At 26.8% G+C, this 12,593-nt stretch carries 12 protein-coding genes; 4 read left to right on the forward strand and 8 right to left on the reverse strand.

The features are described from left to right. Positions 1-13: 13 nt before the first annotated feature. The 7 genes from A500_RS11305 to A500_RS19525 all read right to left on the reverse strand — a co-directional run bounded on the left by A500_RS11305 (position 14) and on the right by A500_RS19525 (position 6,581). Positions 14-292: a DUF2325 domain-containing protein gene (locus A500_RS11305; RefSeq protein WP_016207721.1), complete on the reverse strand. Its 279-nt coding sequence runs from the start codon at positions 290-292 to the stop codon at positions 14-16. 21 nt (positions 293-313) lie between these two features. Then, positions 314-856 (reverse strand): DUF3793 family protein, encoded by a 543-nt coding sequence (locus A500_RS11310; protein ID WP_341349953.1) that lies wholly within the window; start codon positions 854-856, stop codon positions 314-316. A gap of 374 nt (positions 857-1,230) precedes the next feature. Continuing rightward, complete coding sequence (gene feoB, locus A500_RS11315) at positions 1,231-3,111, reverse strand: ferrous iron transport protein B (protein WP_016207723.1); 1,881 nt, start codon at positions 3,109-3,111, stop codon at positions 1,231-1,233. A 20-nt stretch (positions 3,112-3,131) separates the two neighbouring features. Continuing rightward, complete coding sequence (locus A500_RS11320) at positions 3,132-3,344, reverse strand: FeoA family protein (protein WP_016207724.1); 213 nt, start codon at positions 3,342-3,344, stop codon at positions 3,132-3,134. Between the two features lie 152 nt (positions 3,345-3,496). After that, positions 3,497-4,183 (reverse strand): metallophosphoesterase, encoded by a 687-nt coding sequence (locus A500_RS11325; RefSeq protein ID WP_016207725.1) that lies wholly within the window; start codon positions 4,181-4,183, stop codon positions 3,497-3,499. Between the two features lie 58 nt (positions 4,184-4,241). Further along, the gene (locus A500_RS11330) at positions 4,242-4,493 is read right to left on the reverse strand and encodes an EscU/YscU/HrcU family type III secretion system export apparatus switch protein (RefSeq protein ID WP_016207726.1); all 252 of its coding nucleotides are present in this window, start codon (positions 4,491-4,493) and stop codon (positions 4,242-4,244) included. A 216-nt stretch (positions 4,494-4,709) separates the two neighbouring features. Then, a complete protein-coding gene (locus A500_RS19525) occupies positions 4,710-6,581 on the reverse strand; it encodes a PC4/YdbC family ssDNA-binding protein (protein WP_016207727.1) in 1,872 nt (623 codons plus the stop codon). Between the two features lie 161 nt (positions 6,582-6,742). Between A500_RS19525 and A500_RS11340 the strand changes: the two genes are divergently transcribed. From A500_RS11340 to A500_RS11355, 4 genes are all read left to right on the forward strand, one after another. Continuing rightward, complete coding sequence (locus A500_RS11340) at positions 6,743-7,765, forward strand: tetratricopeptide repeat protein (RefSeq protein ID WP_016207728.1); 1,023 nt, start codon at positions 6,743-6,745, stop codon at positions 7,763-7,765. Between the two features lie 25 nt (positions 7,766-7,790). After that, complete coding sequence (locus tag A500_RS11345) at positions 7,791-8,876, forward strand: tetratricopeptide repeat protein (RefSeq protein WP_016207729.1); 1,086 nt, start codon at positions 7,791-7,793, stop codon at positions 8,874-8,876. 151 nt (positions 8,877-9,027) lie between these two features. Beyond that, on the forward strand, positions 9,028-9,711 hold the full coding sequence (locus A500_RS11350; protein ID WP_016207730.1) for a response regulator transcription factor: 684 nt from the start codon (positions 9,028-9,030) through the stop codon (positions 9,709-9,711). A gap of 3 nt (positions 9,712-9,714) precedes the next feature. Beyond that, positions 9,715-11,151: a HAMP domain-containing sensor histidine kinase gene (locus tag A500_RS11355; protein ID WP_016207731.1), complete on the forward strand. Its 1,437-nt coding sequence runs from the start codon at positions 9,715-9,717 to the stop codon at positions 11,149-11,151. Between the two features lie 132 nt (positions 11,152-11,283). On the opposite strand, the gene tyrS is transcribed toward A500_RS11355, so the two are convergent. Then, on the reverse strand, positions 11,284-12,504 hold the full coding sequence (gene tyrS / locus A500_RS11360; protein WP_016207732.1) for a tyrosine--tRNA ligase: 1,221 nt from the start codon (positions 12,502-12,504) through the stop codon (positions 11,284-11,286). Between the last annotated feature and the right edge of the window lie 89 nt (positions 12,505-12,593).

The raw sequence follows: 12,593 nt of genomic DNA on the forward strand, positions 1-12,593 counted from the left end.
CGCAAAATAAATCTTATATTATATTTCTTATTATTTCCTCTAAAGAGTGAACTGTGCTATTATGATTATTTATTATTTTTATATTTTTCCTGTCTGCTTCTTTTTTCGCCTTTCTAACCATTTTATGAGAAACTACATTAGTAAATAATATTATTACATCTGGACTCCCTATTTTATCATTAAGTCCAGCTTTCATTTGTGTAAATATTTTTGCTTTGCAATTATATTTTTTACAGACATCAAGATATTCTCTACTCATTCTATCATGTCCCCCAACTACAACTATACTCATTTATACCTTCCTTCCTTCTATTTAAATATATATTTGGTTATAATTATAAAAACTTATATTTCTAATTATTTTATCTATTGGAGTTCCATTCATTATATTTTTCATAGTTTTTTCTCTAATTTCATCATAGTTTTTAAAAACTCTCTTAGCCTCTTCATAATTACTGTAGACTTTCCAATATCCACAACCTAAACACCTCTTACTGCTACATTCCATAAAATCTTTTACATCATCAATTGGAATTCCTAAAAAAATACCTAGCTCATGTGGACAATTAAACTCTTGATATCTTTCCTTTAACTGCTTAACATATTCATAAATACTGTCTTCTTTTTTATAACCTAGCATATTTAAAAATTCTATATTTTCTTTTTTTAAAATATGCTCTTTAAGTATATTTTCATTGTATACCAATATTATTGAGGCGTTTTTTTCTTCTCTTAAACAAAGTGATTTTAAATTTATATTTTCTAAAAAATCTTTTCCATATTTTATCCAACTTTCATATGTGTTTTCTGGAGATTTTTTTATTGTTAAAGTAACTGAAGGTTTTACACCTGCTATTACTAGAGAACTATTATATACTAAAAATTTTTATAGCTTCTCTATCCTCCATACTTTGTAAGCTTTTATAAAATTCAACCTTTTCCATACCATAACACCTCTTTAATAATTAATGATTTTTATATTAAATTCACTTTTTATTCGTTTTGTTAATATTGATTTTCATTATCAATTAGATATTATAATATAATTATAGTTTTGTCAATATTTACTTTATTATGCATTGTAACTATTTTCATAATGAATTTGTTTATAAAAAGGACATATGTAAGTTTTCTTAATCTAAACTTACATATGTCCTTTTTCTGGATAAGGTAAAAAATCAAAAAATAGGCTATATATAACTGATTAATATAGCCTATTCATATTTATATTTATTTTGTCAAATGAGCTGCCTCACCTACTGAATCCTTATCAAAATACTTAATAAGCATTAAAATTGCTAATGCAACTATTGCTACAAATACTAAAAATTGTATTACATAGCTTGCTGTTAATCCGCCCGTAACAAGAGTCGCTATAAATCTAAATAAGTATGCACCTACCCATGCTAAAACAAATTGATATACTATTGATATAGTCATCATTTTATTCCCATATTCTTTTCTCATAACTCCAATAACTGCAAAGCATGGAGTATATAAAGATACGAAAACTAAGAAAGTTAAAGCTGTTATGCTTGTAAACACTGTTGGTAATATAAGTGCTAAATCCCCATAAACAATTTCCATAGTTCCTATAATAACTTCTTTTGCAGCAAGTCCAGTTAATATTGATACTCCTGCTTCCCAAGTTCCAAATCCTAGAGGCTTAAATATTGGAGCTACTATACCTCCAAGTTTTGCAAAGAAACTTGTGCTTATCTCATCTGTATACCCACTCATATTGAAGTAAGTTAAGAACCATACTACTATTGAAACTGCAAAAATTAATGTTCCTGCTCTAACTATAAATCCTTTTGATTTATCCCAAGCATTTAATATTATACTTTTTAAACTTGGAAGTTTATATTCTGGTAATTCTAAAATAAATGGTTGTTCATCTTTTTTAAACAATGTATTTTTAAATAGTAATCCAACTAGGATAGCTATAACTATTCCCAAAAGATAAATTCCCATTACCACTAACTCTTGATTGGTACTAAAGAATATTGATGCGAATAAAGCATATACTGGTAAACGTGCTCCACAAGATACCAATGGTGCTATTAATGCAGTCATTTTTCTATCCTTTTCACTTTCTAATGTTCTTGTTGCCATTATAGCTGGTGCAGAACATCCAAAGCCCATTATTATAGGAATAAATGCTTTTCCTGATAATCCTATCTTTCTCATTATTCTATCCATAAGGAAAGCAACTCTTGACATATATCCACTATCTTCTAAGAATGATATTCCTAGGAAAAGAGCAAATACTATTGGGAAGAATACTATTACTCCTCCAACACCTGCTACAACTCCATCAAGAATTAAAGAGCTAAACCATATTGAGGAATTTTCCAATAATCCTTCTACAAAAGGTGTAAAAGTGTCAGCTACAAAAGCATCTAATCCATCTGCTAAAGGTTGTCCAAACCAACTGAATGTAAATTTAAAAATTAAAAATAGTGCTAATAAAAATATTGGGTAAGCAAGGATTGGATTAAGTACTAGTTTATCTATTTTTTCACCTATATATTTAGAATTTCCTTTTCCTTTTGAACTTTTACTTATAGCTTTATCTATATATGAATATGCTTCTTTTTCTGTTTTAAAAGACATTGTATAATTTGGTGTAATTTCTTTTGATTTCTTTATTACTTCTTCTATATTATCTAAACCTTCTTTTGTTTTTGCTGATATAGGTAATATAGTAACTCCAAATTCTTTTTCTAATTTGCTATAATCAATATCTAGTCCTCTTTTTTTAGCTATATCTATCATATTTAGAAGTATCACTATTGGCTTATTAAATTGCATTAATTGAGTTGTTAAGTATAAATTTCTCTCTAAATTTGTTGAGTCTACCACATTAATTATTACATCTACATCTTCATTTTCTAAATAAGCTCTTGCTATTTTTTCTTCATTAGAATAAGTATCCATAGCATATATACCTGGTAAATCAACTATTTTTATATCCTTATTCATAAATCCGTATTTTTTGTCTATAGTTACTCCAGGCCAATTTCCTACATATTGTTTTGAACCTGTTAAAGCATTAAACACTGAGGTTTTTCCTGTATTAGGATTACCTATTAATGCTGCATTTATCATATCCCCCACTCCTTATACATTTAAATATATATTTTTGCATCTCTTTTTCTAATTGCTAAATCAAAACCTCTAAAAGATATTAACATAGGATCTCCAAGAGGTGCTACTAGTTTTATCTCTATCGGTGTCCCCTTCACACAGCCTAGAGCCATTAGCCTTTTTGCTAATCTAGGATCTCCTAATATTTCTTTAACTATACCAGATTGACCAACTTTCATATTGTATATAGTCACATCATTTCCCCCTTACAGTATTTTCTATATCTATAATTATACTCAATTGATATTGAATGTCAATAACTCTAAGCACATATATAAAAAAATTTGTTAGTTTTTTAACTAGTATTTAGAAAATAAAAAGAGCTGCCATTGGGCAGCCCTATCTTCTATACTATTCTCTTTGGATCGAAATTTAAAAAATCACAAGATGTCATTATATATTCTATCCCTTCATGTTCTTCATTAACTACATTAGATAATGAAGGCCCATGTAAATGTCCATATATAACTTTTTCTACATTATATTCCTTGAATAATTCTGTGAAAGCTGATTCTTCTCTTTTTTCATTCATTGGCGGATAATGTATCATTACTATTATTTTTTCATATCCATATTCTTTAGCTTTATCTAATGAAAGCCTTAGCCTTATAAGTTCTCTATGGAATATTTTTTTATCTTTTTCTGTAAATTTATCGCTTCCTTCTAATATCCATCCCCTTGAACCACAAATTGCATAGTCTTCATATGTATAAAAATTATTTTGAAGAAATTTTGTATTTTCATACATGTTATTAAGCTTTGATATTCCACTCCACCAATAGTCATGATTTCCTTTTGATATAATCTTTTTCCCTGGTAATTTATCTATCCAATCTAAGTCAACCTTGCTTTCATTTGCTCTCATTGACCATGATATATCTCCTGCTATAAGAACCATGTCTTCATCTGTAATTTTATTTATCCAATTTTCTTTTATTTTTTCATCATGCTTCAACCATTTTGATCCAAATATATCCATAGGTTTATCTGTTGTAAAAGCAAGATGAAGATCTGAAATAGCGTATAAGGCCATTTACTTACTCACCTTTCCGACATAAATTTCTTGGCATTGAATGCTTAATATTCTTCTATTACTTATCTAAATCTGCAACATAAGCTATAATATGTGCTACAGCTTCATAAAGCTCAGAAGGTATATAATCTCCTATATCCACATTGCAAAGCAAATCTGTCAATTCTTTATTATACACTATTGGAACATCATTTTCTTCAGCTTTTTCAATTATTTTATCTGCAATATGCCCCATTCCACTTGCTGTAACAGTAGGTGCCATCAAATTTTCTTCATATTTTAATGCTGCCGCTTTCTTTCTTGATTTCATAATTTCCTCCTAGGATCTTTAACTAGACTCTCCTATCTATAGATATTCCTGATGCTGAGCTAAAGAATTCTCTACATGTTGTTAATGATACTTCTTCTTCTTTCTTCGAAACTTTAACTTCAACTAAAAATCCTAAATCTTTAATATTATTGACTAATTTAGTCTTTGCTATATCTATTATCTTTACAAACTTTTCTTCACATTTTAAATCTATATCTATTTTTTATCTAAAACTTTCATATATCCATCTACTATACCTAAAGTTTTAGTATCAATTGTAATTACCATTTTAACATTTGTGCTATCTATTCTTTTTCCTTCTTTTCTATTATCTTTTACAATTATCTTACAAGGGTATTCTCTCTCCCTTATATTTACAGGAATATCTGCATAATAATATTCTGAACTTATTTTATTAAATATTTTTATATTATTTATATTGTTTTTTATAATATCTAACACTTTTTCTGAAACAATAGAATCACCCTTTATATTAGAAATTATATCTTTAATTATTTCTTTATTTTCTTCTGCTCCTTTATTTAATGAGGATTCCACTAAATTTTTTGTTGGAATATTATTATTTAGATTTTTGCTTAATATATTATTGGGATTTATTTGTTCCTTATTACCATTGACTTCTTGTGAAACTTTGCCACTAATATCATTATTTAAGTTTTCTAAATTCTCTTTCGTTATACTTTTATCTGTATTATTTAATTCCACTTCTGTAATTTCTTGATGTTTCAAATTTATAATATCCTTTAATTTAAAAAACTCTTCTTCCGTTAAAGTTATACCTTTTCCCATAACGCTTGAAAGAACCTTTTCTAGTTCCCCTTTACTTAAGTCTAAAGCTCCTATTATCCCTAAAGCTTCATTATTACTCTTATTTAAATAATTATTAAAATCATCTACAATATCCTTTGCCCCAATTTCATTAAATTGAAATATAGTATCTTTAATCATAGATATAAATTCTTCTGGTTTTAATGAATTTATAGAGTTTAAAGTTCTATCAAATTCATTGCTTGTAAACTCCATTCTTCTATTATTTAATATATCTTTTAGAGAAATATTAATAAGGTCCTCATTTTGTCCTGAAAGTGATCTTAATAAAGATAGTACGCTAACTTTAGAAGATAATATATCTCTTTTTTGATATACATCATTCGCTAATTTATTATTTGTGTTGGATTCTTTTTCATTATTTTCCTGTACATCTAATTTAGGTGTAAGTGCTTCACCCAAATCTTCTTGTACCTCTGATTTTTTTATATTACCATTCATTTTAAAATTTAAATTTTCTTCACTTACCTCTTGTGTAATTTTCTCTTTTGCACTATTTGACATAACTTCATTAGTTAATATTTCTTCCTTCGATTTAGATAAAGAACTTGAAATATCATCAAGTAATTTTGATATATTTTCTTTTCCTTTAAATATATCATTATATCCCTTTATATTTTCTTTAGTAAATTCTATATCATTTTCAAAAAATAATAAAATATCTTCTTTAGATAAAGTTTTAAATTCGCTTAAAAATTCCTTTAAAATATTATTTATTTTGCTTCCCTCTTCACTATTTTGAGATATCCCTTTTCCCATTAAGTATTTATTTACAAACTCTTCTATTTCTTTTGGATCTTCTTGTATTTTATCTAAAAACTGAATTAGCCCTTTAATTTCTCTTATATTTTCCTTAGTAAGTGGAATTTCAAAATTTATCATTGATTTTACTAATTTAATATCTTCTTTTTTTAATCCTAATTTTGAAAGTATTTCCTTTAATTCACTTTGAGAAGTTTCTTCTCCATTGACATTTTTCCCGATAACCTTTAATTTTAACTTTCCGCCTTCAAAACCCTCAACTTGAAATCTTTGTAATCCCTTGTCTAAAGAGTCCATATCTCCATCTATTTCTGCTGAAAATTCCCATCCATCTATTAATTTTATGGTTGCTTCATTACTTCCTTCTTTTTTTATTATCTTCCCAGAAAACTTTTCACCAGTATCAAAGGTTAACTTACTAGATATTCTTTTATTATTAATATTATAGTTATTCCCTACATTAAATACTCCTGGCATATCTTCACCCCGTAAACACTTATATATTATTTATAATATCGAATGTATAAGAGACTTTCTTAATAGAAATAGTTTTGGAAATAAGTTGGAAATATTATTATTATCTTTAGAAATCTCTTAAGAGTACTATAAAAATATAGAAATATTTGGAGGTTAAAAAAATGAAATTATCTATTATAAAAAAATTATTATTTTTAATTATTACATGTATTCCACTAACTGTTTTATCTTGTAGCAATACATCTAAAAAAATTACTTTAAGTGAAAATACAGAAAATGAAATTTCCTTAGAAGAAAGTGAAATTATAAAATCTATAACAGCTGGTGAAAAACTTTTAGATGAAGGAAAACTTGAAGAAGCTAAAGAAAATTTTAGCAAGGCTATCTCTCTTGATAAAACAAATAAGGATACCTATTTAAGAATAAAAGATAAATATATATCTATAAACAAGTTAGATGAAGCCTATAACATTGTTAAATCAGCAATATCTAATAATGTTGATATTGAAAACATGAAATTATTATTAAAAGAAATATCATCTAAGTTTGAAGTGATTAACTTAACTTCTTCCATATATCAATATAGCAATTATGCTCTACCTAAAAATGCTAATATAACGATACTTGGAGACTCAGTGCAAATTCCTATAACCTGGGATAATGAAATTGTTGATACAGAAAGTTTAGGCACATTTAAATATGAAGGTTTTAATGAAGAATATGGACGAAAAGTAATAATGAATATTACTATTTTAGAAAATGTTTATGATAAGCAAATAGGATGGGTAAAAGACTTTTATAAAGAAAATGGACAATTATATATTAATTTAGATTTAGTTGAATTTTATTTAGGCAGAGAAGAAGCTCTTAGGGAAGCAATTAAAGATGGAAAAGCTGGAATTGATGAAAATGGAGAATATTTTTTGCCAGCCCCAGTTTGGATAAGAAATAGCTCTAGTGCTATTACTAGTTATCCTATATCTGATGATTGTATATATTCTTTATGTTCTGCCACCATAAATCTTGAAAATTATGAAACTAGAGGGACATTAGTAAATATTTCTTATACCGACTTTTTAAAAGCATTTAACGATACTAAGAATAATAACGCAAGAATATTACTTGTTTGGGTTGATATAAAAAATGGTTCTATCTTTAAAATTTCTGAACAATATCTTCCATAATAATAATCTTAAAGGAGAATCTATAATGAATAATAAATTTATAAAACTGACTATCACTGCAACTTTTTTAATACTAAGTATTTCACTATTTGCTTGCACTGCCACAAGCAAAAAGGTAACTGTTTCCAATAATACTGAAGAAGAAATTTTAGTTGAAGAAAATGAAGTAACTGAACTTATAAATAATGGAACAAAGCTTTTTAATGATAAAAAATATGATGAAGCTAGCGCTTATTACAATAAAGCCATTGAATTAGATAAATCAAATAAAGACTTATATTTAGAAATTAAAGATATTTATTTAGACGCAAATAGATTAGATGATGCTTATTTTATAACTAAAACTGCTATTTCTAATAATGTAGATGCTGAAAATATGAAAAAAGTAGCTGAAGAAATCTCATCTAAATTTGATGTAATTAATATTAATGATAAAGTTGAACAAAATTCCGAGTATTATTTTCCTAAGAACGTAACTGCAGTAATAAATGATCAATCAATTACTTTACCTATAAAATGGGATTATGCTAAAGTCGATACAAGTAATAGCGGAACCTTTGAATACTATGGTTTTAATGAAGAATATGGCAGGAAGATAAAAGTTACTTTAACTGTTCCCGAAGTTGTTTATGATAAACAAATAGGGTGCATAGAAAATATCTACACCACCAATGGTAAAACTTATATTGATGTTGATTTAGTTGGCTTCTATATAACTAAAGATCTATCTTTACAAGAGGCATTTAAAGATAGAAAAGATATTCCAATTATTGAAATCACTGAAGAATTCTATCTTCCGGATGGCTACTATATAAAAAATGACTATAGCACAATAACCACCTATGAATTATCTAATGACTGTAGTTTTCAATTATTGCACCACGACTTTGTTGAAACTTTAGGTTTAAATCGTGATTATCCTGGAAATTCTTCTATAAATCTAATAGCCTCATTTGATAACTTTAAAGATTATATAGGTTTAAGAAATCCAATGGATATAGGAGATCTTGTTATTGATGATAACACCATATTAACTAATAGAGGAACTTTATGTTGGATTGAACTGAAAAATAATGTTGTATATTCTATCTATAGGCAATATACACCTTAAAAATTAAACTAGTATCATTAAGAAAGTGGACTTATATAAGTTTGCCTATAATCTCATTTCGCTCTAAATCACTCAAAACTTATATAAGTCCACTTGAATATTGTAAATTATTCCATATAATTAAATATATAACATTAAAGGAGAAGACTATATGGCTAATAAAATACTTATTATTGAAGATGATAAATCTATAAATGACATATTATTTTACGCATTAAAATCTGAAGGATATAATTCTTACAGTACTTTCACTTTAAACGAAGCTAAGGAGTATTTAAATATAAATTTACCTGATTTAATTTTACTTGACTTAAATTTACCTGATGGAAGCGGCTTTGATTTATGTAAAGATATAAGTTCTAAATGCTCTATTCCTATAATAATCCTTACAGCTAAAAACGATGTTGTTGATAAGGTATTAGGTCTAGAACTTGGAGCCGATGATTATATAACCAAGCCATTTCATATAAAAGAAGTATTAAGTAGAATAAAAGCTGTTTTCAGAAGAATAGAAAAATCATCTTCTGAATCTAACACTCTCTTCATTAATATAAATAAAGATATCATGATTAACTTTAAAAATAGAACAGTTTTAAAAAATGATAAGGTTATTCAACTTAAACCTAAGGAATATGAACTTTTAGAGTTTTTTGTCCAAAATAGAAATAAAGTCTTTTCAAGGGAACAACTTATAGATAATGTTTGGGAATTTTCTTATGATGGGGATATAAGGACAGTGGACATTCATATAAGAAGGCTTAGAAGTAAATTGGACACGCCTAATGAAGCATCAATAATTGAAACAGTATTTTCTGTGGGATACATTATGAGGTAAATTATGAAACTAAAATATAAGTTCACTTTAATAATAACTATTACTATGATTTTTCTCGGACTATCTCTTAATATTTCTGTTAGAAAAATTCTAAAAAGTAATATGGAAAATTCAATTACAAATTCACTAAAAGAAGTTATGAAAAGTACAAGAGAATCAATAAAATATACTCTATCTATACGAGATTATATCTTTAAAGATAAGGCTTTAGTTCAAGAAGCTGATTATCTAATAGAATATATTTCATTAAATTATGAAAGTCAAATTCAAATATGCGATGTTAATGGTAATTCAATTGCTACTAATTTATTAGAAAACCCTATTGAATTTTCTAATAACCTAAAGGAAGTAAAGGATGGAAAAACTATAGTTAATATAAAATATAATAATAATTCTCTTACTGGAGTGCTTTCATATCCTTTAATAATAAACAAATCTTATCTAGGAATCATAAATTTAACTAAAGATTACACACCTTTACTTATTGACTATAAAAAAGCTACTAACACTTTGACATTAATTGAAATATTTCTTATTATTTTTATATTTACTATTTCCTATAGGCTTACAAATAAAATAGTTAGCCCTATAGAAACACTAACTTCTGCTTCTAAAAAGTTAAGTGAAGGAAATTATGATATAAATATAAATGTAGAAGGAAATGATGAAATATCTATATTATCAAAAGAATTTATTAATATGAAAACAAAAATTCAAGAACAAATATTAGATATAGAAAAGGAAAAAGAAAAGGTTGAAAAATTGGCCTTAAGTAGAAAAATATTTTTTGACACTGTAACTCATGAACTTAAAACTCCACTTACATCTATTATTGGATATTCTGAAATGATGATAGAAAATATAGTTGATGATGAAGAATTTAAAGCTCGAGCTCTTGATAGAATATACTCTGAAAGCCAACGATTAAATAAACTAGTTCTTGAAATAATAAATATTTCAAAGGGGTTATCTTCTATAAATGATGAGTTTATTAATATGGATATTGCACCTTTGATTAAAGCCATTTGTTCAGATATGAGTATTAAAGCTGAAAAATATAATTTTGGAATATATTCTATTATAGAAAGTGGTAGTGTTTCTATAAAGCCAAACAAAATTAAAGAAGTTTTGATAAATCTACTTGATAATGCGATAAAATACTCTATTGAAAATTCCACAATAATTCTTAATTCTTATGTTTGTAATGATTTTTATATTATTGATGTAATAAATGAATCTCTTCCTATTCCAGAATATATATTTGAGCATATATTTGAACCCTTTGTTAAGTCTAATGATTCATCTGATTTATCTAGTACAGGACTAGGATTATATTTATGCAAAGAAATAATAAAAGACCATGATGGCATAATAACCTTAGATAATGGTGATGAAATAATTTCAACCATAAAGCTACCTTTAATAAAAAATCACAATTAATATATACTTTTAATCTTATACTATATTAATTGCTTCTTTAAACATATATAAAAGCTATTAATATTAATACTTATCTAAAGCCTAAACTTTAAATAAGGGTTATATTAATAGCTTTTTTAATCATTATTTAATTTATTCTACAACTATCTTATTGTAGTTTTTCTTTCCCCTTTTAAGAAGTGCTGAACCATCTTCTAAATCTGACTCTTCCAAAGTTCTGGTAACTTCAGTTACTTTTTCTCCATTTATTGATAAGCCACCTTGTTGGATTAGTCTTCTTCCTTCTGCTTTAGATGGAACTATTTTATTTTCAGCCATTATATCTAATAAGCTTACACCTAATTTTTCTTTACTTATTGTTACTGTAGGAACATTGCTCATGTCAACTCCACCAGAGAATAAAGCTTCAGCAGCATTTTTAGCTTTAGTTGCTTCTTCTTCTCCATGAACTAGTTTTGTAACTTCAAAAGCAAGACGCTTTTTAGCTTCGTTTATAGCTGCTCCTTCAACAGAACATATTTCTCTTACTTCATCCATTGGAACAAATGTTAATAATGATAAGCATTTTTCTACATCTGCATCATCTACATTTCTCCAGTATTGATAAAAATCAAATGGTGAAGTTTTATTTGGATCAAGCCATAAAGCTCCCCCCACTGTTTTTCCCATTTTTTGACCTTGGCTATTAGTTAATAAAGAACAAGTCATTGCCATTGATTGAGCTTGAGCCTTTCTTCTAACTAATTCTACCCCAGCAATCATATTTGACCATTGGTCATCTCCACCTAATTGCATTTTACAGCCATACTTTTGATTTAGTACGTAGAAATCGTATCCTTGCATTAGCATATAATTAAACTCTAAGAAAGAAAGTCCTTTTTCCAATCTTTGTTTAAAACATTCTGCTGTAAGCATTCTATTTACTGAAAAGTGAACTCCAACTTCTCTTAAGAAATCTACATAATTTAAATTTAATAACCAATCTGCATTATTAACTAATATTGCTTTATCATCAGAAAAATCTATAAATCTTTCCATTTGTTTTTTTATTGAATCCACATTATGTTGAATTTGTTCTTTCGTAAGCATTGTTCTCATATCAGTCTTGCCTGATGGATCTCCTACCATTGCTGTTCCACCACCAAGAAGCGCTATTGGTCTATGTCCTGCTTTTTGCATATGTGCCATAAACATTAACGCAATAAAATGTCCAACATGTAAACTATCAGCTGTTGGATCAAATCCTATATAAAAAGTTATTTTCTCCTTTTCTAGCAATTCTCTTGTTTCATCTTCATGAGTGAATTGCTTTATGTATCCACGATCTAATAACTCGTCTAAAACATTAGCCATTCTACGTAACCTCCTATTTATTTTTACTTATTATAGTATATCTTTTTATTTACATATTATCAACTATAAAACCATTGATTTAAATTGCG

Source organism: Clostridium sartagoforme AAU1 (assembly GCF_000401215.1).
In the GTDB taxonomy this organism is placed as follows: Bacteria; Bacillota; Clostridia; order Clostridiales; family Clostridiaceae; genus Clostridium; species Clostridium sartagoforme.

Coding starts and splice junctions, on each gene's coding strand:
- A500_RS11305 (WP_016207721.1), bottom strand. CDS start 292: ATGAGTATAGTTGTAGTTGGGGGACATGATAGAATGAGTAGAGAATAT.
- feoB (WP_016207723.1), bottom strand. CDS start 3,111: ATGATAAATGCAGCATTAATAGGTAATCCTAATACAGGAAAAACCTCA.
- A500_RS11325 (WP_016207725.1), bottom strand. CDS start 4,183: ATGGCCTTATACGCTATTTCAGATCTTCATCTTGCTTTTACAACAGAT.
- A500_RS11330 (WP_016207726.1), bottom strand. CDS start 4,493: ATGAAATCAAGAAAGAAAGCGGCAGCATTAAAATATGAAGAAAATTTG.
- A500_RS19525 (WP_016207727.1), bottom strand. CDS start 6,581: ATGCCAGGAGTATTTAATGTAGGGAATAACTATAATATTAATAATAAA.
- A500_RS11340 (WP_016207728.1), top strand. CDS start 6,743: ATGAAATTATCTATTATAAAAAAATTATTATTTTTAATTATTACATGT.
- A500_RS11345 (WP_016207729.1), top strand. CDS start 7,791: ATGAATAATAAATTTATAAAACTGACTATCACTGCAACTTTTTTAATA.
- A500_RS11350 (WP_016207730.1), top strand. CDS start 9,028: ATGGCTAATAAAATACTTATTATTGAAGATGATAAATCTATAAATGAC.
- A500_RS11355 (WP_016207731.1), top strand. CDS start 9,715: ATGAAACTAAAATATAAGTTCACTTTAATAATAACTATTACTATGATT.
- tyrS (WP_016207732.1), bottom strand. CDS start 12,504: ATGGCTAATGTTTTAGACGAGTTATTAGATCGTGGATACATAAAGCAA.